This is a genomic window from Rhizobium sp. NFACC06-2 (assembly GCF_900101425.1).
GTDB lineage: Bacteria > Pseudomonadota > Alphaproteobacteria > Rhizobiales > Rhizobiaceae > Agrobacterium > Agrobacterium leguminum.
In genome coordinates this window covers 368,925-394,958 of record NZ_FMVA01000001.1, presented here as the reverse complement: position 1 = coordinate 394,958, position 26,034 = coordinate 368,925, and the positions used below count along the sequence as shown (strand labels likewise).

Here is a 26,034-nt window from a genome sequence, read left to right as displayed (position 1 = left end):
ACCTATGAAGAAGTCGATCAGGCAACGGCTGGCCATTCTCTCCGACGCGGCGAAATACGATGCTTCCTGCGCATCCAGCGGCACGACAAAACGCAACTCCGCAGCATCGGGCGGTCTGGGCTCCACGGAAGGGTCGGGCATCTGCCATGCCTATGCGCCGGACGGGCGATGCATTTCGCTTTTGAAAATCCTGCTCACCAATTTCTGTATCTATGATTGCGCCTATTGCATCAACCGCTCCTCCAGCAATGTCGAGCGGGCACGGTTCACGCCGGAAGAGGTGGTTTGGCTGACGCTGGAGTTTTACAGGCGCAACTATATTGAGGGGCTGTTCCTGTCCTCCGGCATCATCCGTTCCTCCGATCATACGATGGAGGAGATGGTGCGCGTGGCGCGGGAGTTGCGGGTTACCCATGGTTTTCGTGGGTATATCCACCTGAAATCCATTCCCGAAGCATCGCCCAGGCTCATTGAGGAGGCAGGGCTTTACGCGGATCGTCTCTCGATCAATATCGAATTGCCGACCGATAGCGGCATTGGCCGTTTCGCGCCGGAAAAGCAGCCCGTCAATATTCGCCGCTCCATGGCCGATATCCGTCTGAAGATCGAAGAGGCCGGAGAGCCTACCGTCCGGACACGCAAGACCAGGCGCTTTGCGCCGGCCGGGCAGAGCACGCAGATGATCGTGGGGGCGGATGGCGCTGACGATAGCACCATTCTCTCCACCAGCGCCCGGCTTTATGGCAGCTACGGTTTGCGGCGCGTCTATTATTCGGCCTTCAGCCCCATTCCCGATTCGTCGAAAAACCTGCCGCTCATCAAGCCGCCGCTGATGCGGGAGCACCGGCTTTATCAGGCGGACTGGCTGTATCGCTTTTATGGCTTCGATATCAGCGAGATAACGGCAATCGGGGGTGACGGCATGCTCGATCTCGATATCGACCCGAAACTCGCCTGGGCGCTGAAACATCGCGACCGTTTCCCGGTGGACGTCAATGCGGCGGAGCGGGAAATGCTTCTGCGTGTGCCGGGTTTCGGCACCAAGACGGTGGCCTCCGTTCTCTCGTCGCGGCGGTTCCGGCGGCTGCGGCTGGAGGATATCGCGCGTTTTGGTGTTTCCCTGAAAAAGGTGAAGGCTTTCATCGTCGCCGAGGGCTGGACGCCGGGCAAGCTGACCGAGCGGCCGGATTTGCGGGCGATGTTTGCGCCGCAGCCCGAACAATTGTCGTTGTTGTGATGTATGGCCCGGTTCTGGAAGGGCGGGGCGATTTCGGCGAGTGGCGCGATGCCGCGCGTGCGGCCCTTGCCGCCGATATTCGACCGGAGACGATTGACTGGCGGTTGCGGGATGACGGGGCAGGGCTGCTGGATTTCGCCGGCGAGCCATTGCCGACCGTCGATGCCGGCAATGGGCAGGTTTCCGTTCCGGCCTCGTTCGTGGCGCTGGCGCAGGCCGTCATCTGCCATGGCGATCCCGGCCGGTTTGCGTTGCTTTACCGGTTGTTGTGGCGGCTGAAGCGGGACCGAGCCCTGTTGCAGTTCAAGTCCGATCCCGATGTTGCAGAGGCCCGCTTGCTCGAGAAATCGGTGCGCCGGGATTGTCACAAGATGACGGCCTTCGTCCGTTTCAAGGAGTTGCCCTTGCCGCAGGGGCAGGGCGGGCGACGGCGGTTTGTGGCCTGGTTCGAGCCGGATCATTTCATCGTCGAGCGAACGGCAGCGTTTTTCCAGCGACGGTTTACCGATATGGACTGGCTGATCGCCACGCCGAAAGGGTCCGCCCGATGGGATGGAAGCGAGCTGCAAACCTCACGGGAGGCGGCGGCGAAGCCTGATCTGACGGACGAGACGGATGAACTCTGGCGGACCTATTATGCCAATATATTCAATCCGGCGCGCCTCAAGATCAAAGCCATGACGGCGGAGATGCCGAAGAAATACTGGAAGAACCTGCCGGAAGCCGATCTCATTCCCGGTCTCGTTCTCGGTGCTGAGACGCGGGTGCTGGAGATGGCCACCAGGGCGGCAAGCCAGCCGCAGCCCTTTCACCATCGCCTGCAGGCTGCGGCCGCTGCCCGGGAGACGACGCAACCCGTGCCGGACGGCACGCTCGCGTCGCTGGCGCGGGAGGCTGGCCACTGTACCCGCTGTCCCCTGCATTGCAGCGCCACGCAAACGGTTTTCGGTTCGGGGCCGGAGGATGCGGAAATCATGATCGTTGGCGAACAGCCGGGCGATCACGAGGATCTCGCCGGCAAGCCTTTTGTCGGTCCGTCCGGCCAGCTTTTCGACCGGACTCTTGCCGATGTCGGTATCGAGCGCAAAAAGCTCTACGTCACCAATGCCGTCAAACACTTCAAATATGAAACGCGCGGCAAACGGCGCATCCATCAGCGGCCGAATGCGGGCGAAGTGGAGCAATGCCGCTGGTGGCTCAATCAGGAAATCGCGCTTATTCGGCCGAAGCTGATCGTTGCCATGGGCGCAACGGCGCTTTATGCGCTGACCGGCGGCAAGGAAAAGCTCTCGGAGATTCGGAGCCGTCCTCTGCCGATGGAGGAAGGCCGAACGCTTTTTGTCACCGTGCATCCGTCCTACCTCCTGCGCCTTGCCGATGGGCAGGTGAAAGAGGCGGAAATGGTGCGGTTCAAGAAGGATATTAGTTTTATTAGAATATTTGAATAAATTTCCATTTACGCGCTGGAGATTTATTCAATGTTCGAGCCATAACTTGCAGTAGTATCATTTACTGATTATTTATCTGTTATTTTTATTGAAATTTTATACTTAATACTATAATTAAGCTCTCCGAATTTATTTACCGTATGGACAAATCATGTTGAGTGAACTCGACCTTGCGACAGTCATACTGATGCAAAAGTGTTCTTATGTCGTTGGGCTTTTGAGTTTTCTCTATCTGAAAATGACCAATCGCGGCTTGCGCGGTCCCATCCCCCTTGCGGCGGGTTTCGCCTCGATGACGATTGGCTCCACGCTTGCCGGTTATGGCGAATGGGGAATATTGTCGCCGGCGTTGTGGCGGCTCGGCAGTGTCGCTTTCGGTATTGTGGGTTACGCGCTGATCTGGCTCGGCTTGAAGGCGTTGAGCGATGGGCGTTCCGTCGACCGACGGACCGTATCCATTGTCGGCCTCATTTCCGTGCTGGCGATGGTTGTCGCCCAGCAGGTGGCGGACAATAATGCGTATCGCGCGGCGCTCTTCAATGGCTGCGCATCGCTTGCCTATCTCGCCGGGGCATCGGTGCTTTTGGCCAGATGGCGCAGGGAGCCGCTGCTGTCTCGCCTGGCGCTGGGTGGCATCACCGGCATCTCCGGTCTCATTTCGCTATCGGTGGTGAAAAGCGTGCTTTTGCCCGATTATGCTACCATCGATCTGGTCAATGCGTTTTTCTTCATCATCATGCTGAACTTCGCCATTGCCCTGTTCGTGATGATGTTCGTAGCCGAGCGGTCGGAGCGAAAACTGCTTGTTCTTGCGAATACCGACCCGCTGACGGGCGTGAAGAACCGGCGCTTCTTCTTCCAGACCATGCCTGCGACGCCCGATCCGGCCGATGCGGCCATGTTGCTGGATATCGATCACTTCAAGTCGATCAACGACCGTTTCGGCCATGCCGTCGGCGATAGCGTGCTGCAGGAAGTGGCGAAGCGCATCGGCGGCAGCATCCGCAGTGGGGACGTGCTGGCGCGTTACGGCGGAGAGGAATTCATCATCTACCTGCCGGGCGCCGGCGTTCGCAAGGCCTGCATGATCGGCGAGCGCATTCGCGATGCGATTGCGGTAACCGAGGTCGATTGCGGCGGTCTGCGTGTCGGCGTCACCATCAGCATCGGCGTTGCCGCCACTGGCGAGATGCGCTGCGATCTCCAGACGCTCGCGGAAATGGCGGACCGCGCACTTTACCGCGCGAAAATGGAAGGGCGCAATTGCGTTCGGGAGGCGCAGGCGGCATAGGCGAGGCTGCGGGCCGTCGATCTTTCCGCAGGGCCGCACCGCATCTTCGTGTCGCGTAGCGTCGTTGTTGCCCTTCTGTCTAAAAGGGCGGCTTGTCTGCTTCATCCGCCGTGGCGCGACGGGACAGGGCCTCTTTCAGAAGAACCTCGATCTGGGCATTGACGCTGCGCAACTCACCGCTCGGGGTGTGCCGGATCATGTTCAATATTGCGGGTTCGATCCGCAGCGGAAAAGCCACACGCTCCGGTCCCGGTGGACGTCCAGCCATGGTCAGTCCCTCAAGGCGCTTTGGCTTATCGGGGCCGCGCGTTCCCATCGCTGGGACCTTATGGCGGGGTACCTCAGCATCTTCATGGAGCGTTTGACCGGAGCTTTGGCAACGGCGCGGCGAATGGCTGCGGGCGATCCGTCATTGAGCAATAGGGACATCATGGGCCTCGTTCGAACCTGATGTTTTGATACCGGCAATGAATTGCAGCAGGATTACGAAATGCAAAACGCCGCGGGCATGGTGACCCGCGGCGTTTTGTTTTCATTCAGCGTTGGAACCTGCGGTTCCCGCAGTTTACTGGAAGTAGCTCTGCAGCGGCTTCACTTCCAGATTGCCGGCCTTCAGCGCCTTGATGGCAAGCGCTGCCGCTTCCGCGCCGGCCATCGTCGTGTAGTAGGGCACCTTCTGCATCAGCGTCGCGCGGCGCAGTGACTTCGAGTCAGAAATCGCCTTGTTGCTGTCGGTGGTGTTGATGACGAGCTGGACCTGACGGTTGCGGATGGCGTCTTCGATATGCGGACGGCCTTCCTGCACCTTGTTGATCTTTTCGGCGTTGATGCCCTTTTCGGCGAGGAAACGCTGGGTGCCGCCGGTGGCCAGCACCTTGAAACCGCTTTCCACGAGAATGCGGATGGCGGGCAGAACGCCTTCCTTGTCCTCATCGCGTACCGAGACGAAGACCGCGCCGGAGCGGGGCAGGTCGACGCCCGCGCCGAGCTGGCTCTTGGCGAAGGCCAGCGCGAAATCGGTATCGAGGCCGATGACTTCGCCGGTCGAGCGCATTTCCGGTCCGAGCAGAATGTCGACGCCGGGGAAGCGGGCGAAGGGGAAGACGGCTTCCTTGACGGCAATGTGCTTGAGGTTGCGCGGATCGGGCTTTTCACCGTAAGCGGCAATCGCGGGATCGAGCTTCTCGCCGGCCATGACGCGGGCGGCGATCTTGGCGATCGGCGCGCCGATGGTCTTGGCGACGAAAGGTACGGTGCGCGAGGCGCGCGGATTGACTTCGAGAACGTAGATCGTGCCGTCCTTGATGGCATATTGCACGTTCATCAGGCCGCCGACATTCAGCGCCTTGGCAAGCGCCGTCGTCTGGCGTTCCAACTCGTCGACGATTTCCTTCGACAGCGAACGGACCGGCAGCGAGCAGGCCGAGTCGCCCGAGTGGATGCCCGCTTCTTCAATGTGCTCCATGATGCCCGAGACGAAGACGCTTTCGCCGTCACACAGCGCATCGACGTCCACTTCCACGGCATTGGTCAGGTAGCTGTCGAACAGCAGCGGGTTCTTGCCGAGCAGGGTGTTGATCTGGCCGGTCTTGTCGTTCGGGTAACGCTGCTTGATGTCCTCGGGTACGAGGCCCGGAACCGTGTCGAGCAGATAGGTCTGGAGCTGGCCTTCCGAATGGATGATCTGCATGGCGCGGCCACCCAAAACGTAGGACGGGCGAACCACCAGCGGAAAGCCGATTTCCGAGGCAACGAGACGGGCCTGCTCGACCGAATAGGCGATGCCGTTATTCGGCTGGGCCAGATCGAGCTTCATCAGCAGCTTCTGGAAGCGGTCGCGGTCTTCGGCAAGGTCGATCATGTCAGGCGCGGTGCCGAGGATCGGGATACCGTTCTTTTCCAGCGCTTCCGCGAGCTTCAGCGGGGTCTGGCCGCCGAACTGCACGATGACGCCGACCAGCTCGCCCTTTTCCTGTTCGGCACGCATGATCTCGATCACGTCTTCGGCCGTCAGCGGCTCGAAATAGAGGCGGTCGGAGGTGTCGTAGTCGGTGGAAACGGTTTCCGGGTTGCAGTTGATCATGATTGCCTCGAAACCGGCATCCTTCAGCGCGAAGGCGGCGTGGCAGCAGCAATAATCGAACTCGATGCCCTGGCCGATACGGTTCGGGCCACCGCCGAGGATGACGACCTTCTTGCGGTCGGAAACCTGCGCTTCCGAGCGGGCTGCGCCGACGAAGGGAATTTCATAGGTCGAATACATGTAAGCGGTCGGCGAGGCGAATTCGGCCGCGCAGGTGTCGATGCGCTTGAAGACCGGACGAACATTCAGGCTGTTGCGCAGTTCGGCCACTTCCTTCGGACGCTTGGACGTCAGGCTGGCGAGGCGGGCGTCGGAGAAGCCCATGGCCTTCAGCATGCGCAGGTTTTCGGCATCCTGCGGCAGGCCATGCTCGCGGATGCGGGCTTCCATGTCGACGATGGCCTTGAACTGGGCGATGAACCAGGGATCGATCTTCGAGTTTTCGTGGACTTCCTCTTCGCTCATGCCCATGCGCAGCGCCTGGGCGACCATGCGCAGGCGGTCCGGCGTTGGCGTGCCGATGGCGGCGCGGATGGCGTTCTTGGAACCTTCGCCTTCCTCATAGCCGGGGATTTCGATTTCATCGAGACCGGTGAGGCCGGTTTCCATGCCGCGCAGCGCCTTCTGCAGCGATTCCGCGAAGGTGCGGCCAATCGCCATGACTTCGCCGACCGACTTCATGGCGGTGGTGAGGATCGGCGAAGCGCCGGGGAATTTCTCGAAGGCAAAACGCGGGATCTTGGTGACGACGTAGTCGATGGAAGGTTCGAACGAAGCAGGTGTCGCGCCGCCGGTGATGTCGTTTTCCAGCTCATCCAGCGTATAACCGATGGCGAGCTTGGCGGCGATCTTGGCGATCGGGAAGCCGGTTGCCTTGGAGGCCAGAGCGGACGAGCGCGAGACGCGCGGGTTCATTTCGATGACGACCAGGCGGCCGTCCTTCGGGTTGACGGCGAACTGCACGTTCGAGCCGCCGGTTTCCACGCCGATCTCGCGCAGCACCGCAATCGAGGCGTTGCGCATGATCTGGTATTCTTTGTCGGTCAAGGTCAGCGCCGGCGCGACGGTGATGGAGTCGCCCGTGTGGACGCCCATCGGATCGATGTTTTCGATGGAGCAGATGATGATGCAATTGTCCGCCTTGTCGCGGACGACTTCCATCTCATATTCCTTCCAGCCGAGAACCGATTCTTCGACCAGAACTTCCGTCGTCGGCGAGGCGTCGAGACCGCCCGAGACGATGTCGAAGAATTCCGAGCGGTTATAGGCAATGCCGCCGCCCGTGCCACCGAGCGTGAAGGACGGGCGGATGATGGCGGGCAGGCCGACATGATCGATTGCCTGAGCGGCGATTGCCATGGCATGCGCCATGTAGCGCTGCTTGCGGTCGGTTTCGCCGAGATTCCACTGGTTTTCGAGATCGTCCAGCGCCTTGTCGAGATCGGGACCGGAAAGCTTGCCCTTCAGCTCGGTGCGCGCTGCCTCGTGCTTCTTGCGGTCGGCATCCTTGATTTCGGTGGCGTTTGCCAGCATGGAGCGCGGGGTTTCAAGGCCGATGCGGGCCATGGCTTCGCGGAAGAGGGCGCGGTCTTCGGCCATGTCGATGGCTTCCGGCTTCGCACCGATCATTTCCACATTGTAACGGTCAAGAACGCCCATGCGCTTGAGAGAGAGCGCGGTGTTGAGCGCGGTCTGGCCGCCCATGGTCGGCAGAAGCGCATCCGGACGCTCCTTGGCGATGATCTTGGCGACGACTTCGGGCGTGATCGGCTCGACGTAAGTGGCGTCGGCAAGGCCCGGATCGGTCATGATCGTCGCCGGGTTGGAGTTGACCAGGATGACCCGGTAACCCTCTTCCTTCAGCGCCTTGCAGGCCTGGGTGCCGGAATAGTCGAATTCACATGCCTGACCGATGACGATCGGTCCCGCGCCGATGATGAGGATGGACTTGATATCTTGGCGCTTCGGCATGGCTCTCTCGTTCCGCTTTTCGGTTGCGCAAAACACCGGCCAGGGTGGATGATCACCGGCCGGGGGGCGCAATTCAAATGTTTTCAGGCTAGAAGCGGCTTATAGGCAAATGTTTTTGAGAACGGAACCCCATAAATTCCGGAATCGACAGAAACTCTTAACGGGCAGGGACAAGCGTGGCGAAACGAGCCTGTACCGCGGCACTGTAAGAGCGGCTGACGGGGATTTCACTGCCGTCTCTGGTCATGACATGCAGACGGCCGGCCTGTTTGCGCAGGGAAACAAAGTCGGCATCGGCAATCCAGTGGGAACGATGCACCTGTAAACCCGCCGTCTGGCCGAGTTCTTTCAGCGCATCGGCAAAACGTAGCAGAACCAGCTGCTGCCCGCGCGTGGTGACGATTTGCGTGTAATGATCCTGCACCGATAGTCGCAGCAATTCTCCGCGCTTTTGCGGCGGCAATCGTTCCAGCAAGGGGATGATGCCTTTCACGTCCCTATCTGCATTTGTATTTGTGTCCGTTTCAGCGTCCGCCACCTTTTCGAAGGACTGGCGGGTCGTAAGGTAACTCAACAGGCAGAAGATCGCGCAGAGCGGCAGGGATGAGAGGCTGCTCTTCAGAACCGGCGCGAACCCCATCTCCTTGCCGTAGAAAATCTGATTGGTAATGGCTAGCAGTAGCCCGATCGGCAGTGCTGCCGTCAGCGAGCCGATCATCATGCGTGTCAGCATGTTGTCGATGTGGCCTGCAAGGATCGTCTTGGCGATGACCGAAAAGGAGATGGCGAGCATCCAGGCGCCCGCCTGAACGATTGTCCAGTAAAGCAGCCGGTCGGCGAAGCTCATGGTTTCGCTGGTCCCGAAAGGCCCGGTCAAGATGAAGATCGCCAGCACGGCAAGAAATGTCAGCCATAGCCTGCGCGATTGCAGCATGGCGTGCATTTCACGAAGCGTGAATTGCAGAGACGGGTGATCCACGAAGTTTTCCTGCTGATGGCGCCAATCCGTTTTTCTTCTCCGCATGTTTTGCCGAAATTGGCTTCGATTTCAACCGAACCGAAACAGCTCCCATGTCATTTCAGCCTTTGTTAGATGCACCGCTTGCCGTGCAGTTCCATGTCGCCACCGTCGTGCCCGCAGCCCTTCTTGGGGCCTTCATTTTCCTGCGCCCAAAGGGCACCGCCATCCACCGGCTGCTCGGCAAGATCTGGGTGGTGCTGATGGTCGCGACTGCGGCCTCCACCTTCTTCATCCATGAATTGAAGGTGTTTTATGGCTTCAGCCCGATCCATCTTCTTTCCGTCTTCACCATCTACGGGTGTCTGCAATCGATCTATTTCGCCCGCCGCGGCGATATCAGACGCCATATGCAGATCATGCAGAGCGTTTATCTCGGCGGCATCGTGATTGCCGGAGGCTTCACCTTCGTTCCCGGCCGCATCATGCATGAGGTTGCTTTTGGTGATGGAAAAGCCGGTTTTGTGGCCCTTTCCGCCGGCGCACTGGTGTTCGTCCTCCTGTTTCTGACGGTATTGAAACAGCGACGCCGAACCGTCTGAAAGGTTCCTTTGGTCGCCTCTGCTTTCTTCCGGAACAAGATGTATTATAGTGCCGTTATAAGGCAGCTTGTTGAGGCGGAACCGCCGGGAGAAGAGCATGGAATGGAGAGGGCGTCGCCAGTCGGACAATATCGAGGACCGGCGCGGGATGTCGGCGGGATCGGGTGATCCTTTTTCCCGCGGCGGTATGCGGGTGCCGATAGGACGTCGCGGCGGCGGCATCGGCATTGGTGGCCTTCTGGTCATTCTGTTGATCAGCTGGGTGCTCGGCATCAACCCGCTGACGCTGCTGACCGGCGGCGATCTGTCGATGGATGGCGGCGGTACGACGCAATCGGGGACCCAGCAGTCCGGCACGCGACCACAGGGACAATCGTCCGACGAGACGACCGCCTTCGTCCGCACCGTCCTTGCCGAGACGGAAGATACGTGGAGCGGCATTTTCCAGTCGGCCGGCGAGACCTATCAGAAGCCGACGCTGGTTCTGTTCTCCGGACAGGTGTCTTCCGCCTGTGGTTATGCTTCCGCTGCCAGCGGTCCGTTCTATTGCCCGGGCGACCGTAAGGTCTATCTCGATACCAGCTTCTTCAAGGAACTGGACCAGCGTTTCGGCGCGGCCGGCGATTTCGCGCAGGCTTACGTGATTGCGCATGAGGTGGGCCACCACATCCAGAACCTGACCGGCGTTCTGCCGGAGTTCAACCGCCGCCGTCAGTCGATGAGCCAGGTGGACGCCAACAAGATGTCGGTGCGCGTCGAGCTTCAGGCGGATTGTTATGCCGGCATCTGGGGCAAATTCACCGAGCAGAAGGGCATTCTCGAAACCGGCGACCTCGAGGAAGCGCTGAACGCGGCCCACCAGATCGGCGACGATACGCTGCAGAAGCAGACCCAGGGCTATGTGGTGCCTGACAGTTTCAACCACGGCACCTCGGCACAGCGCGCGGAATGGTTCAAGCGCGGTTTCCAGAGCGGCCGTGTCGAAGATTGCGATACGTTCTCGGCGAATATCTGAGAACCGGACAGGAGAGGGGGCTTTTCAGCCCCCTTTTCATTTAGCGCATCAAAAGCGCCACGGCATACATGCCGAGCGCGAAAACCGTGTGGGCCACGAGGTTGAGAAAGCGGACCTTGTTCGGGTTGGGGGTCTTCGACGCCGCCCAGCCAATGCCGAGCCCCGGCTGCAACAGGAACCAGCCCGCGCCAACCGTGACGATGCCGACGATCCACGGCTCAATGAACGAAGGATTGGCAAACCACGCGGCCGGGACTACCAGCGCGAGAACGATGCCATAAAGAATGCCGACGGCGTAATGTGAAATCCAGCCGAGCGCCAGTTCATGTTCATAGGGTTCAGCCGTGGCGATGCTGTCGTGAAATAGCCGGCCCTTCGGCACATGCCAGAACCAGCGGCCGACCGGCGCCCAGTTCGGGGCGGACTGGCCGAAGAACCGGTGCAGCACGATTGCCCATATATCCATAAACACGGTGCCGCCAATACCCATGGCAATGCCGCGCCCAATCAGTTCCAGCATGAATCTCTCCGCATGATCATGATCGATCAAGCTCTAGCGGATCGGGACGGTGGCGGGAACAGGCTTTTTTCGATTCCTGCGAATGGACATGAGAATGGCCGGATCGCTCCGGCCATCAGAGTGGTGAGAAAGGCGCAAGACCTCGCTTCCGTCATGCTCGGGCTTGTCCCGAGCATCTGCAACCGATCGGATTTAACGCGACGTGGTTGGATCCTCGGGACAAGCCCGAGGATGACGTCGAGAGTAGGTAGCGGCTGGCAGCGATCTGGTGACGATAGCGCTGGCCATGGTCTTTTCCCCGTCAAGCGGCCCGCCCATATTCCGCCTGCCGCCGGCTGGCCGTGGCGAGCTGGAACTGCGCCAGCAACTCGTTGAGCGCCGCCGCTTCCGAGGCGAGGCCATGGCTTGCTGCCGTCTGTTCCTCGACCATGGCGGCATTCTGCTGCGTGCCTTGATCGATGGTATTGATGGCGGTGTTGATTTCCTGAAGCCCGGTCGACTGTTCGCGCGACGACGTCACGATGGCGTCGATATGGCGGTTGATCTCCTGCACTTCGCGGACGATGGTTTCCAGCGCCTTGCCGGCATTGCCGACAAGTTCGACGCCGGACTGCACCTGCGACGTCGAGGCGTTGATCAGCGTCTTGATCTCCTTTGCCGCATTGGCGGAGCGCTGGGCAAGCTCGCGCACTTCCTGGGCGACGACGGCAAAGCCCTTGCCGGCCTCACCGGCGCGGGCGGCTTCAACACCGGCATTCAGAGCGAGCAGGTTGGTCTGGAAGGCGATTTCGTCGATCACGCCGATGATGTTGCTGATCTCGGACGATGATTTTTCGATGCCTTCCATGGCGCGAACCGCATCTTCGACGATGACGCCGGACTGTTCGGCATTGTTGCGGGCGCGGTCGACCAGACGGCCGACTTCTTCCGCACGGCGGGCGGAATCCTTGACGGTGGTGGTGATTTCCTCAAGCGCCGCCGCGGTCTCTTCCACGGAGGCCGCCTGCTGTTCGGTGCGTCGCGCCAGATCATCGGCCGACTGGCGGATTTCACCGGCACCCGCATCGATTGCGAGGGCGTTCTGGCCGACGGTGCTGAGGGCTGCGTTCAGCTTGGCGACCGAATTGTTGAAATCGCTGCGCAGGCGGTCGATACGGGCCACGAAAGGCGTGTCGATGCGATAATTGAGATCGCCGTCCGAAAGATGCGCCAGCCCCCTGGCAAGAGAATCGACTGCGAACTGGATATCCGCCGCGTCTTTTGCTGCCGTTCTTTCACGCTCGTTGCGCTCCTGTTCGGAGAGCGTACGGTTCTGTTCGGCGTCGCCTTCAAGGCGCAGGCGTTCCATGGCGTTCGAGCGGAACACGGCAACGGCTGCGGCCATAGAGCCGATCTGGTCGGTGCGCTCCTGACCGGGAATGGAGACATCGAGATTGCCGGCAGCAAGGCCTTCCATGGCAGACGTCATCTGCGTGACGGGGCGGACGATGAAGCGGGAAAGGACGGTCGCAAGCAGGGCGATCATGATGACGGCTGCGAGGATCGTAGCGATGGTTGCCGCCAGCCGGAACTGGCCGATTGCGCTGTAGGCAACATCGGCATCGACGACAAAGCCGAGATACCAGTCGACCGAGGGCAGGCCGGCGACCGGAATGAAGCTGGTGATCTTGCCCTTGCCGTCGATCTCGGTCTGGGAGATAGCGGAGGAAATCGCTGGCGTATTGACCTTGAACAGGTCGGCCATCGGCTTGTCGACGAATTTAGGGTCGGGATGGATGAGGATCTTTCCATCCTTGCTGACGAGGAAAGCATATCCATCCGCGCCGGCATCCACCGACTTGATCATCTTCACTAGCGAGTCCAGCGAGAAGTCACTGCCTGTCACGCCAGCAAGCTTTCCATCGATGGAAACGGGAATGGCGGCGGTGATGATGAGGCCGCCGGTCGATGCATCATTGTAGGGTTCGGTCAGAACCGTCTTGCCGGCTTTCACCGCATCCAGATACCACGGGCGCTTGCGCGGATCGTAACCTTCAGGCAGCGGCGTTTTTGGGAAGGTGGTGAAACTGCCGGTGTCGGCATTGCCGAAATAGGTCGACATGAACTGTGCCGTCAGCACGTCGTTTTCCAGAAAATGCAGCTTTGCTTCGTTATCCGGAAGCTTGGCCAGCGTCTTTGCCACCGTTTCGGTCAGCATGATGCGGCCATTCAGCCAGTTGGCGATGCTTTGCGCCGCCTGTTTGCCGGATGAATCGATATTTTCCGCCACTGCTTCCGTCGTGACGCGATGCTGAAGGCTGTCGATGTAAAAAGAGAAGCCGGCAAAGGCGGCGACGACAAGTGATGACGCAGCAACGAGAATGCGCGTCATGAGATTGGTTTTTTTAGGCAAGCTACACGTCCTTGAAACCGGGTGAATCCGTTCGGCTCATCTAGGGGAATGGTGGAGAGAGACATGCCTTAAAGGCGGGAATATTCTGCGTCATGCAGCTTTTGGTTTAGAAGAACTACGCAATATTCTAATAAGTAAATTGAAATGGTAAAATTCGGCTAAATTTGTCTTTTGTCATCGAGGTTCGCCGATGGGTGCGCCAGATTGCCGTTTTGCGTAAATTTTGATCATCGATCTGCAAAGGTTGCGTGCAGGAGGGGAATATTTTATTCATCACCGTGCTGCCGTTGCGCAATTCGCGGGCAATGGCCAAAGTTCAGGTGAATTACAATGTCTTCGTCGGTTGTTGCAGGAACCGTTCCTTCCGGATCGGGGTCGTGGTTTTCGCATTTCAAGGCTACGCTTGTGCTGGGAATTCCGCTTATCGGTGCACAGCTCGCGCAGCTTGGCATCCATACCACTGATATGGTCATCGTCGGCCAGCTTGGCGCTGAAAAGCTGGCGGCCATGGTGCTGGCCGGGCAGTTCTTTTTCGTCGTCTTTATTTTCGGCTCCGGCTTTTCCGTCGCTGTCGTGCCGATGGTGGCGCAGGCTTACGGGCAGGGTGATGCGACATCCGCGCGCCGCTCGCTGCGCATGGGCATGTGGGTGGCAATCGCCTATTGGCTGCTTGCATTGCCGATTTTCTTCAATGCCGAGCGCATTCTCATTTCTCTTGGGCAGAACCCCAATGTGGCGGCGCTGACCGGCCATTATCTCGCCATCGCGAAATTCGGCCTTTTGCCGGCGCTGCTATTTTACGTGCTGCGCGGGCTTGTGAGCGCCATCGGGCGGGCGGGCATCATTCTTTATGTTACCATCATCATGCTGGTGATGAATGGTGTGCTGGCCTATGCGCTGGTATTCGGCCATTTCGGATTGCCCACCATGGGCATGAATGGTGCGGCCGTCGTTGCCGTCATCGTCAATGCCTTCAGCTTCATCTTCATCGTCGCCTATGTGCAGACGCGGGAGGAAACCAGGAAATACGAGCTGTTCGTGCGTTTCTGGCGGCCTGATTGGCACGCGCTTTTCGAAGTGCTGCGTCTTGGCCTGCCGATCAGCATCACCATTCTTGCCGAGGTGACCCTGTTTGCGGCCGCTTCGATCCTGATGGGGCAGATCGGCACGGTGCAGCTTGCGGCGCATGGCATTGCCCTCCAGCTCGCCTCCATCGCCTTCATGATTCCGCTTGGTCTTTCCCAGGCGGCGACGGTGCGTGTGGGCGTGGCGCGGGGGCAGGGGGATTTCAGGAATCTCATCCGTGCTTCCATCATGATTTACGCCATCGCCTGCGGCATCGCCATTTGTGGCGGCATCTTGTTTGCGGCGGTGCCGGAATTTCTGGCGAAGTGGTTCCTCGATCCGAAATTGCCTGAGGCCGCCGAGGTGCTCGCTTATGCCAGCAGCCTCGTGGTGATTGCCGGCATCTTCCAGCTGGTGGACGGCATTCAGGCCGTGACGGCGGGCCTGCTGCGCGGGTTGAAGGATGCACGCATTCCGGCGATGCTGGCGCTGATTTCCTATTGGCCGATCGGGCTGGCGCTCGCCTGGACCATGGCTTTTCCGCTCGGTTTCGGCGGGCGCGGTGTCTGGTTCGGCTTTGTGATCGGTCTTTCGACAGCCGCCGTTCTTCTCACCATCCGCTTCGTGCTGCTTGTGAAGCGTGAAATGCAAACGGCCCGCTGAGAAGCGGGCCGTATAATCTTTCCGGATTTTACGAGGTATCAGCGCTCGGCGAGCGCTGCCTCACCCTTCTTTTCACGCAGCAGGTTGACGAAGCGGCGGAAGAGATAGTGGCTGTCCTGTGGGCCGGGCGATGCTTCCGGGTGGTGCTGGACGGAGAAGACCGGCTTGCCGGTGATGCGCAGGCCGCAATTGGTGCCGTCGAACAGCGAGATATGGGTCTCTTCGACGCCCTCGGGCAGCGACTTGGTGTCGACCGCAAAGCCATGGTTCATGGAGACGATTTCAACCTTTCCGGTGGTGAAGTCCTTGACCGGATGGTTGGCGCCGTGGTGGCCCTGGTGCATCTTTTCGGTCTTTGCGCCGACGGCGAGACCGAGCATCTGGTGGCCGAGGCAGATGCCGAAGATCGGCAGCTCGCTCTTGATGAGGTTCTGGATGACCGGCACGGCGTATTCGCCCGTCGCGGCCGGGTCTCCCGGACCGTTGGACAGGAACACGCCATCCGGCTTCAGCGCCAGAATGTCTTCAGCAGAAGTCTGGGCCGGAACCACCGTCACCTTGCAGTCGAGACCGGCAAACAGGCGCAGGATGTTGCGCTTGACGCCGAAATCGACGCAGACGACGTGGTACTTGGCATCGGCTTCGCCGAGCGCGCCATAGCCCTTGTTCCATACCCACGGCGTTTCCGTCCAGGTGGAGGACTGGCCGGAAGTCGCTTCGATGGCGAGATCGAGGCCGACGAGACCGCTCCACGCCTTGGCTTCCGCCTTCAGCGCTTCGATATCGAAGACGCCGTTCGGATCATGGGCGATGACCGCGTTCGGTGCACCGTTTTCGCGGATCCATGCCGTCAAGGCGCGCGTATCGATGCCGCAGAGGCCGATGACGCCGCGGGCCTTCAGCCAGGCATCCAGATGCTTGACGGCACGGAAGTTCGACGGCTCGGTGATATCGGCCTTGAAGATGACACCGACGGCGCCGCGACGGGCGGCGGGGGTCAGGTCTTCGATGTCTTCCTCATTGGTGCCGACATTGCCGATATGCGGGAAGGTGAAGGTGACGATCTGGCCGAGATAGGAAGGATCGGTCAGGATTTCCTCATAACCCGTCAGCGCCGTGTTGAAGCAGACTTCGGCCTGAACCTTGCCGGTTGCGCCGATGCCCGTTCCTTCAATCACCGTGCCATCGGCAAGAACAAGCATTGCGGTCGGTTTGCGGGTAGTCCAGGGCGCTGTCTCGGTCATCTCGTTCCGTTTCTGCCGCTTCGCACCCCGCCTCTTGAAAGGCAGGGGGTAAGGGGCCATTTTTGTCGCAGGCTTCGTGACATAAAGGGGCGCGCGATAAAGCTCGCGTTCCGACCCTTCGTTAAAATCTCGTGCAGGTGCCGGAAAATAACGAAAGCAGCCCAAGCGGTCAACCGCAGGGCCAAGATTTACGTGGAATTAAACCACCGTATTTTCAAGGTCTTATGCATTTGATTTGCTTGAGCGTGTCTGCTCGTTTATGTCGTTTCGCAAAATGAGGTGGAAAGTTTCCGTATCGAGAAGCTACGGAAAGCGCTTTCCCAAGGAGAAGAAAAATGATGCGCGACACGTTCGCAAACGCTTTGAAGGACGCATTGAAGGCTCGTGATGCACGCCGCACCTCGACCGTGCGCCTCATCCAAACCGCCATCAAGGATCGCGATATCGCCAATCGCGGCGTGGGCAAAGACCCCGTCAGCGATGAGGACATCATGCAGATCCTGACCAAGATGGTGAAGCAGCGGGAAGAGTCCGCCAATATCTATGAAGGCGCCGGCCGCCCCGAGCTTGCCGCTCAGGAGCGCGAGGAAATCGTCATCATCAAGGAATTCATGCCGGAAGAAATCCCGGCCGAGAAGGTGCGCGAACTCTGCCAGGCCGTCATCACCGAGACCGGCGCGTCCGGCCTGCGCGACATGGGCAAGTGCATGAATGCGCTGAAGGAGCGTTATCCCGGTCAGATCGACTTCGCCAAGGCTTCCGGCGTCGTCAAGGATTTGCTGAAGTAAGTTCGGGCATCCTTAAAAAGTAAAGGCAGGGCAGATGTGGGCTGCCCTGCCTTTTTTCTGTCGACGAAAACGCATTCCGGCGGATCAAAATGCGATCCTTCACAGGCTTTTTCGGGGGACGTGCCTGCGGGCGTCGGCAGATTATACGGAGGTCAATTGCTGCCTTCGCTGATGTTTTTACATCGCCGCTGCAGCCGGCTCAAATTACAAAAACATAATTTTCGGTGATGCTGCGGTGCCATAAATTTGCCCGAAGCGAGCGCAATGGCGATGTGATTTCGCCGTCGTGGCCTGTGAATATCGGGTATTCCTGTTCTTTAAGTTTTGTGCTGGCCTCTTTCCGCGCTTATATGAAAGACTGGCCTCGAATAGGTAACCCATGCGCTTTTCCAACTCTTTCCTTGATGAGATACGCGACCGCGTGAACATCTCCGATGTGATCGGCAGACGTGTGTCCTGGGACAAGAAGAAGACCAATGCGCCGCGGGGGGATTATTGGGCCTGCTGCCCGTTCCATGGCGAAAAAAGCCCTAGCTTTCACTGTGAGGACCGCAAGGGGCGGTATCATTGCTTTGGTTGCGGCGTTTCCGGCGATCATTTCCGCTTTCTGACCGAGCTTGAGGGCTTAAGTTTCCCGGAAGCCGTACAGCAGATCGCCGATATGGCCGGCATTTCCATGCCGCAGCCCGATCCGCAGGCGGAAAAGCGCGAGCGCGAGCGCACCTCGCTTCAGGACGTCATGGAAATGGCGACGCTGTTCTTTCAGGACCAGTTGCAGACCGCGCTGGGCGCGCGAGCGAGGGCTTACCTGCGCGATCGCGGGTTGACCGGGCGCACCATCGAGACTTTCCGGTTGGGTTATGCGCCCGATAGCCGCAATGCGCTGAAAGAGCATCTGGCGAGCAAGGGTGTGACGAAGGAGCAGATGGAGGCCTGCGGGCTGGTTGTGCATGAGAATGTGCCAGTCTCCTACGACCGCTTCCGCGACCGCATCATGTTCCCGATCCTGTCTTCGCGGGAAAAAGTGATCGCTTTCGGCGGCCGCGCCATGGCCGCGGATGCGGTGGCGAAATATCTGAACTCCAACGAAACAGAGCTCTTTCACAAGGGCAACGTTCTCTACAATTTCGCTCGCGCCCGGCGCGCCTCGCAGGTGGCCGGCGGTTCGGTCATCGCCGTCGAAGGTTATATGGATGTCATCGCGCTCTATCAGGCGGGTGTGGAAAATGCCGTCGCTCCGCTCGGCACGGCGTTGACCGAAAGCCAGCTCGATCTCCTCTGGAAAATGTCGCCGCAGCCGATCCTCTGCTTCGATGGCGATGGCGCCGGCATTCGCGCCGCCAACCGTGCGGCCGATCTTGCCCTGCCGCATATCAAGCCGGATCGTTCCGTCAGCTTCGCGCTTCTGCCCGATGGCAAGGATCCGGACGATCTCGTGCGGCTTGAGGGACGCGCGCCTTTCGACCGGGTGCTGTCTGAAGCCAAGCCGCTGGCCGCGATGATCTGGAGCCGCGAGACCTCCGGCGTCACTTTCGATACACCGGAAAAACGCGCGCAGCTTGAAAGCCGGTTGCGGCAGATCGTGGCCGTTATCGGCGACGAGACAGTGCGCCGTTTTTACCAGCAGGATATGCGCGACAGGCTGAATGGCTTTTTCCAGCCGCGTTTTCAGCAGGGTGGGGCTCAGAACGGCAATTTTCGCCGCAACGGCGCGCAGCCGGCGGGACGCGGCTTCCAGCGCAATGCGCCGGGGCGGGGCGGGGCGATGGCCGCGCCGGCCAGCAGCATTTCCGACCGGCTGGCGCAATCCGGTCTCGTCAGGGGCTATCAGACCAAGCCTTCGCTCCGGGAAAGCGTTCTTGCCATTACCATCGTCAACCATCCCGAATTGCTGCTCGAGGAATATGACGAGATCGCCGCTATCGACTACGAAAACCGCGATTTGCAGCGCCTGTGGTCGACGGTGCTGACCTATGCGGCGGAAAGTGCGGCGGATATTTCGCGGGCAGGGCTGATCGAGCGCCTGTCACAGCAGGGCTTCGAGGTGCTTTTGAAGGCCATGGACCAGCAGGTGCGCAATGCCCGCCTGTGGACGGCGACGGAGCAGGCGGCGATGGAGGATGCGCGTGAAGGTTATGTGCAGGCGCTTTCGCTTCATAAGAGGACGAAATCCCTGCTCTGGCAGAAAAAGGAACTGGAGCGGGAAATCGCCGAGGCGACGGATGACGAACGCGGTACATTGCTGGTGCGGGCGCTGGCCGAAGTGCAGCTGGAAATCGGCCGTATGGAAAATCAGGAGGCGATCATCGATGGTTTCGGGGTCATGTCCGGCCGGGTGAAGGGGCCGGCCGTCGGCCATGGCTGAGGGCGGTCGGCAGAATTGAAAGGTGTTTGGGGTTGCCTTTTGCGGCAGGCGTCCTAAATAGGGGATAGTCTGGTGATAACCCGCAAAATGCGGCTCTTTTTAAGAATTTCCTTGGTTGTCTCGCCCTCAAAGGCTTGACGGGGCGGGAAATAGCGGGAATCACCATTTCAGGAAAAGTAAGGTGGAATGAGCCTTGGCGGATAGAAATTGCATGAGCAAGCATTTCCGGGTGCACTGTCTTTGCATTCTGCCTGAGGCTGCCGTGGTTAATCGGCAATTAAAGATCACTCCGTTAGGTGTCTGACAGTGATTCGCGGCATGCGCCGGATGCTCAAGGGGCGGACGGCGATGCTGCGGAACAGGTGTTAGCGTCAGGGAAAGCGACGAGATAGATGGCAACCAAAGTCAAAGAAAACGAAGAAGCAGAAAACGAACGCGACGGTGCGACGGACGGCCCGCTTCTCGACCTTTCGGATGACGCGGTCAAGAAAATGATCAAGGCCGCCAAGAAGCGCGGCTATGTGACGATGGACGAGCTGAATTCCGTCCTGCCGTCCGAAGAGGTGACCTCCGAGCAGATCGAGGACACGATGGCGATGCTGTCCGATATGGGCATCAACGTGATCGAGGACGAGGACGCCGAGGAAGCCGCCAGCAGCGACGACGACAGCGATTCCGATAGCGACGATTCCGAGGGCGGGGAACTTGCCCCTTCCGGCGGCACCGCGCTTGCGACCGCCAAGAAGAAAGAACCGACCGACCGTACCGACGATCCGGTGCGCATGTATCTGCGCGAAATGGGTTCTGTGGAGCTTCTGTCGCGCGAAGGCGAAATCGCCATCGCCAAGCGTATCGAGGCCGGCCGCGAAACGATGATTTCGGGCCTCTGCGAAAGCCCGCTGACGTTCCAGGCGCTGATCATCTGGCGCGACGAACTCAACGAAGGCACGACGCTGCTGCGTGAGATCATCGATCTCGAAACGACCTATTCCGGTCCGGAAGCCAAGGCGGCTCCCCAGTTCCAGAGCCCGGAGAAGATCGAGGCGGACCGCAAGGCCGCCGAAGAGAAGGAAAAGACCCGCAAGCTGCGTGCGCCGACCGGCGACGAGGATGTGACGGATGTGGGCGGCGACGGCCTGCCGCCGGAAGAGGAAGAGGAGGACGACGACGAGTCCAATCTTTCGCTTGCCGCGATGGAAGCCGAACTGCGTCCGCAGGTCATGGAAACGCTCGATACCATCGCCGACACCTACAAGAAGCTGCGTAAGCTTCAGGATCAGCAGGTTGAAGCGCGTCTTGCCTGCACCGGCACCCTGTCTTCCGGTCAGGAGCGTCGTTACAAGGAACTGAAAGATCAGCTGATCACGGCCGTCAAGTCGCTGTCGCTGAACCAGAACCGTATCGACAGCCTGGTCGAGCAGCTCTACGACATTTCCAAGCGCCTGATGCAGAATGAAGGCCGCCTGCTGCGCCTTGCCGAATCCTATGGCGTCAAGCGCGACAGCTTCCTCGAGCAATATCACGGTGCGGAACTCGATCCGAACTGGATGAAGTCGATTGCCAATCTGGCCGCGCGCGGCTGGAAGGAATTCGCCCGCGAGGAAAGCAACACGATCCGGGAAATCCGTCAGGAAATCCAGAACCTCTCCACGGAAACAGGCATTTCCATCGCCGAATTCCGCCGCATCGTTTCGATGGTGCAGAAGGGCGAACGCGAAGCGCGTATCGCCAAGAAGGAGATGGTCGAAGCCAACCTGCGTCTGGTGATCTCGATTGCGAAGAAGTACACCAATCGCGGTCTGCAGTTCCTCGACCTTATTCAGGAAGGCAATATCGGCCTGATGAAGGCGGTCGACAAGTTCGAATACCGCCGCGGTTACAAGTTCTCGACCTATGCGACCTGGTGGATCAGGCAGGCGATCACCCGTTCGATTGCTGACCAGGCCCGCACGATCCGTATTCCGGTGCATATGATCGAAACGATCAACAAGATCGTTCGCACCTCGCGCCAGATGCTGCATGAGATCGGCCGCGAGCCGACCCCGGAAGAGCTGGCGGAAAAGCTGGCCATGCCGCTTGAAAAGGTGCGCAAGGTTCTGAAGATCGCCAAGGAGCCGATTTCGCTCGAAACCCCCGTGGGTGACGAAGAGGATTCGCATCTCGGCGACTTCATCGAGGACAAGAACGCACTGTTGCCGATTGACGCCGCTATTCAGGCGAACCTGCGCGAGACGACAACCCGCGTCCTCGCCTCGCTGACGCCGCGTGAAGAGCGTGTTCTGCGCATGCGCTTCGGCATCGGCATGAACACCGACCATACGCTGGAAGAAGTCGGCCAGCAGTTCTCGGTCACGCGCGAACGTATCCGCCAGATCGAGGCGAAGGCGCTGCGCAAGCTGAAGCATCCGAGCCGCTCGAGAAAGCTGCGCAGCTTCCTCGACAGTTAAGCTGTTTGTTTCCTTTAAAATTGAACCCGGTCAGTCAGCGCTGGCCGGGTTTTTTGTTTCCCGCACTGGCGAACTCTGCGACAAGCCTTATGTGTGAGAACAGGCTTTCCGCTTTATTGGAAATGCTCAGCTTCGATTTGGTTCGATGAGATGCAACAGGTTTCGGCAGGCAGATGGCGATGGAAGGGATGGGCTGTGCCCGTCTCCGTTCTGCTGCATCTTGCCGTTGTCGCGCTTTTCCTTTTCGAGCTGCCGGAGCGGATAGCCGAGCCGCAGGAGCCGGAAAGCATCAGCGTCGATCTGGTGTCGCCGCCCGAGGAGAAAAAGGCGGAAGAGGCCCCGCCACCGGGTGAAGAGAAGGCGAAAGAGGAAAAGCCGCAACCCCCACCGCCGCCGCCCGCTCCTCCGGCGGAAGAGGCAAAACCTTTGCCGCAGCCGCAGGCGACGTTGCCGGCCATCGCCATGAGGCCCGAGGAAGCGCAGGCGGACCCTGAGGACAAGCCGGGCAAGACGGAGGAAGCGGAAAAGACCGAGCCTTCCGAGGAGCCTGCTAGCCAGCCTGAAAAAACGGCTGAGGAAAAGCCCGCAGCTCCTGCCGCCAACAGCGATCTTCAGGCTTCCGCCGCACAGGGGGAGATCACGGTTTCACCCGTGAAGGAAGAAGCGCCGCCCGATCAGCCGCCGGTGCCGCAGGCCAAGCCGGCTGAGGAAAAGCCGGCGGAAGTGACGGAAAAGAAACCCGCGAAACTTCCGGCGGCCAAAAACCTCCTGTCTTCGTCGATGCTGTCACCGGCCCAGAGACGCCAGATGTTTGGCGATCTGCCACCGCGTCGCCGCGTCGTTCAGCTTTGCAGCACCGAAGCCTTGGCCCAGATTCAGGGTGCGGGATTTGCCGCCAGGGGCATGATCCCCTATTCTGACACGGGCGGCAGGATTTCCGGTAATTCGATCGATGCTTCCGGCGGCGCGTTCAACACCGGCAGTAGCTGGCATGACGTCTCGTTCCAGTGCGAAGTCGATCTGGAAAATTACACGGTGACGGAGTTCCGGTTTAAAATCGGAAATGAGGTCAGCCCGGAAGACGCGAAAAAGCGGGGCTTTACGAGATTTCAGTGAGGGCGGGTTTCCCAATCATTAGTCTCCTAAACCCGCTCCGCATCTCCCACCAGCAGCCCAATGCCCGCCATCAGCGCATCCTCATCATAGGGCTTCCTGATCACCGGCACGGTGCCGAATTCATCCGGCACCATGCTGCCATCCGCATAACCGGTTGCGAAGAGGAAGGGGACGCCGCGGCGGTGGAGTTCCCGGGCGACGGGGATCGATGTATCGGAGCCGAGATTGATGTCGAGAATGGCGACATCCGGCACATAGGTCTTCAGCTTTTCAATGGCCATTGCCGACGAGGTTGCCGTTTCGATTGCCTTGATGCCGTTGTCTTCCAGCATGTTCTCGACATCCATGGCGATCAGCATCTGGTCTTCGACGAGTAATACTTTCAACGGCTCCTCCCGGTTATAGCGTCTGGGCTGCGGCGCGGTTTCATCTTCGGTTTGCGTGTCGGTGACTGCCGTGGCCGAGGAAACGTGACGGGAGGGCAGGAGAATTTCCGCCTCCAGCCCGTCAGGCAAATAGCGTATCGTGCTGCGTCCGCCGAGATCGTATGGGATGCTGCGGCTGATGAGCGCCGTGCCGAAGCCCGCGCGCGATGGCGGGGGCAGTTTGGTGGGCAGGATTTCACGCCACTCAATCTCGCAATCGCGGTTCTCGTTGATGGTCCAGTGCACATGCAATTGCCCGCCATTTTGCGAAAGCGCGCCGTATTTGGCGGCGTTCGTCGCCAGCTCATGCAGAACAAGAGCCATGACGGAAAAAGCGCGCGAATCGAGCGTCACCTGCGGGCCGGTCAGTTTCACAACGGTTTCCGGCGAGCGATGCGGCGACAGTTCGGCATCCAGAAGATCGCGAAGCGCGCCGCCGCCTTCACCGCGAATGATCTGGTCATGGGCAAAGGACAATGCCTGAATGCGGCCCTTCAGGGCCGTCACATATTCCTGCAGGGTCTTGCCCTCCTGCGAGGGATTGCCGACCAGTGATTTGATGATGGCGAGAACATTCTTGACGCGGTGGTTGAGTTCCTCGTTCAGCATGCGCTGGCGCACTTCCGCGCGCTCTCTTTCGCCCGCCATCAGTTCGCTGTGATGGAATGCGACCTCGACCAGCGCAATCCTCGCCGCTTCCGCGATCTCCCGGTCGGCTTCCGACCAGGGCTGCGCCTGCAGGCGGACCGTCTCTTTCCAGATCGCAAAGCTCTTGCGCGGGGTAAGGCGGTCGCCCATCGGGCCGGTCTCATAGGATTTTTCCGGATTGCCGGCCCAGTTCAGGTTTTGCACGATCTCCTTGCGGAAAAACAGCAGGTAGTCGTTTTTCACCTGCGACAGCGGAATGGCTAGCATTCCGGCAGCCGTGCCGGCATAGATTTCCGCCTCCGGTATGGCCTGCGACAGCGCGTGCGTCGCCCAGACCTTGCCTTCCGACGCCGAGGCGACGAAGCGCGCCAGCCTTGGAATGGCGTCATGCGGCGGTGTTGCGCCATGGCCGTGCCAGTTGTTTCCCACCCACAGGCCGACGCCATCGCAGGGCATCAGATCGGCAAAATCCTGAAAGCTGTCGATCAGCAGTTCTTCGATGTTTGCGTGATGGGCGGCAAGCCGAAGGAAGCGGTCAAGCGCGGCATGGGCATGGTTGACGGTATCGAGCCTGCGCTTCTGTTTGAGAACCTGCAAATGCATGGAGAAAAACTCTCCGAACATTTCAGCGGCGATCCGGACGGGCATTGTCAGTACGCGCGGGGAATAATGATGGCAGGCGATCAGGCCCCAGAGCGCACCGTCGACAATCACCGAAATCGACATGGAAGCCGCAACACCCATGTTGCGAAGATATTCGCAATGGATGGGCGAGACGCTGCGCAGATGCGCAAAGGACATATCGAGAGCTTCGCCCGATGCGTCGAGCGCCGGCAGCACGGAAACCCGGGCGCCGCTGGCGTCGGATATGATGCGCAATGTGTTCTTGAGATAGAGCGCGCGGGCTTGCTGGGGTATGTCGCTGGCGGGGAAATATTGACCGAGAAAGCTTTCCAGCTCCGGCTGCTTCGCTTCCGACACGACCTTGCCGGCGCCGTCTTCCTCGAAACGGTAGATCATCACCCGGTCGTAACCGAGCGTCGCCTTTATCAGTCGCGTCGTTCTGGAGATCAGGCTTTCGACACTGTCCGCCTCGCGGATGCGGTCCACCATCTTGCGCGCGGTGCCCAGCGGCTGCGTTTCGCTGCGGGAGGGTTCGAATTCGATGATCGTGGTGGATTTGTAGCGGTGCAGGGAAATATCGAAGCTGCGGCCGTCGCTCATTTCCATGGCGGGCAGCATGGCGGGACGCGTGGTTCTGCCGGTGACGGTGAGCGCATTGCGAAGATCGTGGACGAGTTTTTTGCCGAGCACCTCCTCGGCCGTCCTGCCATTGATATCGCCTTGGACGCCCAGCAGTTCGCGGCAGTTTTCAGAATGCCGCAGCACCATGCGCATGGCATTGTCGCAGGCGATGAGACAGCCATGCGGTTGAATATAGCCTGGGATGTGGATGGGTTCGCGGTCGCAATTGGTCAGGTCGACATGATAGTCACTGGGGGCCATGAATCAGTCTTTCGCACCCTGTGCCTGTCTTGTACGGGGAATATTCTGTTCGTCGAGGAACGGGTAAGCTTGAATAATTCATTCTGATAGTGCCAACCCTTCCCCGTTTTTTTGCAACTGTGACGCCGGTTTTCCGTTCTGCTCTTATAGGCCGTCGTCACGCACTTGTCGTATCCCTTACGTCATCGGATACAATTTGACATGCTGAAACGTTGGCAGCGCCGATTTTGTTCCAACCCGTTGAAGGAAA

General features: G+C 59.6%; 17 protein-coding genes. 10 read left to right on the top strand and 7 right to left on the bottom strand.

From position 1 onward, the window contains the following. The first annotated feature begins 4 nt into the window (after positions 1–4). From F3H58_RS02065 to F3H58_RS02055, 3 genes are all read left to right on the top strand, one after another. On the top strand, positions 5–1,237 hold the full coding sequence (locus F3H58_RS02065; RefSeq protein ID WP_142845462.1) for a putative DNA modification/repair radical SAM protein: 1,233 nt from the start codon (positions 5–7) through the stop codon (positions 1,235–1,237). Beyond that, positions 1,237–2,685, top strand: coding sequence for a UdgX family uracil-DNA binding protein (locus tag F3H58_RS02060; protein ID WP_149741044.1), 1,449 nt, complete (start codon positions 1,237–1,239; stop codon positions 2,683–2,685). Before F3H58_RS02065 ends, F3H58_RS02060 begins: the two co-directional genes overlap by 1 nt. A gap of 151 nt (positions 2,686–2,836) precedes the next feature. Next, positions 2,837–3,976, top strand: a complete 1,140-nt coding sequence (locus tag F3H58_RS02055) for a GGDEF domain-containing protein (protein ID WP_149741043.1) — start codon at positions 2,837–2,839, stop codon at positions 3,974–3,976. 79 nt (positions 3,977–4,055) lie between these two features. On the opposite strand, the gene F3H58_RS02050 is transcribed toward F3H58_RS02055, so the two are convergent. The 3 genes from F3H58_RS02050 to F3H58_RS02040 form a co-directional block, all read right to left on the bottom strand. Then, positions 4,056–4,244: a type II toxin-antitoxin system antitoxin gene (locus F3H58_RS02050; RefSeq protein ID WP_149741042.1), complete on the bottom strand. Its 189-nt coding sequence runs from the start codon at positions 4,242–4,244 to the stop codon at positions 4,056–4,058. A gap of 297 nt (positions 4,245–4,541) precedes the next feature. Beyond that, complete coding sequence (gene carB / locus F3H58_RS02045; protein WP_003522842.1) at positions 4,542–8,030, bottom strand: carbamoyl-phosphate synthase large subunit; 3,489 nt, start codon at positions 8,028–8,030, stop codon at positions 4,542–4,544. 157 nt (positions 8,031–8,187) lie between these two features. Continuing rightward, on the bottom strand, positions 8,188–9,054 hold the full coding sequence (locus F3H58_RS02040; RefSeq protein WP_188128735.1) for a LytTR family DNA-binding domain-containing protein: 867 nt from the start codon (positions 9,052–9,054) through the stop codon (positions 8,188–8,190). A gap of 47 nt (positions 9,055–9,101) precedes the next feature. Here F3H58_RS02040 and F3H58_RS02035 point away from each other — a divergent pair, with 47 nt between their 5' ends. Continuing rightward, a complete protein-coding gene (locus F3H58_RS02035; RefSeq protein ID WP_149741041.1) occupies positions 9,102–9,590 on the top strand; it encodes a DUF2306 domain-containing protein in 489 nt (162 codons plus the stop codon). Positions 9,591–9,687: 97 nt separating this feature from the next. Next, the gene (gene ypfJ, locus F3H58_RS02030) at positions 9,688–10,605 is read left to right on the top strand and encodes a KPN_02809 family neutral zinc metallopeptidase (protein WP_142845468.1); all 918 of its coding nucleotides are present in this window, start codon (positions 9,688–9,690) and stop codon (positions 10,603–10,605) included. A gap of 40 nt (positions 10,606–10,645) precedes the next feature. On the opposite strand, the gene F3H58_RS02025 is transcribed toward ypfJ, so the two are convergent. Both F3H58_RS02025 and mcpU read right to left on the bottom strand, forming a co-directional pair. After that, the gene (locus F3H58_RS02025; RefSeq protein WP_149741040.1) at positions 10,646–11,125 is read right to left on the bottom strand and encodes a DUF2938 domain-containing protein; all 480 of its coding nucleotides are present in this window, start codon (positions 11,123–11,125) and stop codon (positions 10,646–10,648) included. A 301-nt stretch (positions 11,126–11,426) separates the two neighbouring features. After that, positions 11,427–13,517 (bottom strand): methyl-accepting chemotaxis protein McpU, encoded by a 2,091-nt coding sequence (mcpU, locus tag F3H58_RS02020; RefSeq protein ID WP_149741039.1) that lies wholly within the window; start codon positions 13,515–13,517, stop codon positions 11,427–11,429. A 330-nt stretch (positions 13,518–13,847) separates the two neighbouring features. On the opposite strand from mcpU, the gene F3H58_RS02010 reads away from it, so the two are divergent. Beyond that, entirely contained in the window at positions 13,848–15,245 is a 1,398-nt protein-coding gene (locus F3H58_RS02010) for an MATE family efflux transporter (RefSeq protein WP_149741037.1), read from the top strand. Between the two features lie 38 nt (positions 15,246–15,283). Here F3H58_RS02010 and carA read toward each other — a convergent pair whose 3' ends face one another. Further along, a complete protein-coding gene (gene carA, locus F3H58_RS02005; protein WP_149741036.1) occupies positions 15,284–16,489 on the bottom strand; it encodes a glutamine-hydrolyzing carbamoyl-phosphate synthase small subunit in 1,206 nt (401 codons plus the stop codon). A 335-nt stretch (positions 16,490–16,824) separates the two neighbouring features. Here carA and F3H58_RS02000 point away from each other — a divergent pair, with 335 nt between their 5' ends. From F3H58_RS02000 to F3H58_RS01985, 4 genes are all read left to right on the top strand, one after another. After that, the gene (locus tag F3H58_RS02000) at positions 16,825–17,277 is read left to right on the top strand and encodes a GatB/YqeY domain-containing protein (RefSeq protein WP_003522833.1); all 453 of its coding nucleotides are present in this window, start codon (positions 16,825–16,827) and stop codon (positions 17,275–17,277) included. A gap of 379 nt (positions 17,278–17,656) precedes the next feature. Next, entirely contained in the window at positions 17,657–19,642 is a 1,986-nt protein-coding gene (gene dnaG / locus F3H58_RS01995) for a DNA primase (protein WP_149741035.1), read from the top strand. Positions 19,643–20,034: 392 nt separating this feature from the next. After that, entirely contained in the window at positions 20,035–22,089 is a 2,055-nt protein-coding gene (gene rpoD, locus F3H58_RS01990) for an RNA polymerase sigma factor RpoD (protein WP_065655752.1), read from the top strand. 195 nt (positions 22,090–22,284) lie between these two features. Next, positions 22,285–23,205 carry a DUF930 domain-containing protein gene (locus F3H58_RS01985; protein ID WP_188128734.1) on the top strand — a complete coding sequence of 307 codons (921 nt, stop codon included), beginning with the start codon at positions 22,285–22,287 and terminating at the stop codon, positions 23,203–23,205. Between the two features lie 26 nt (positions 23,206–23,231). Here the strand turns inward: F3H58_RS01985 and F3H58_RS01980 are convergent, their stop codons facing one another. Beyond that, complete coding sequence (locus F3H58_RS01980) at positions 23,232–25,784, bottom strand: HWE histidine kinase domain-containing protein (RefSeq protein WP_149741033.1); 2,553 nt, start codon at positions 25,782–25,784, stop codon at positions 23,232–23,234. Positions 25,785–26,034 lie beyond the last annotated feature (250 nt).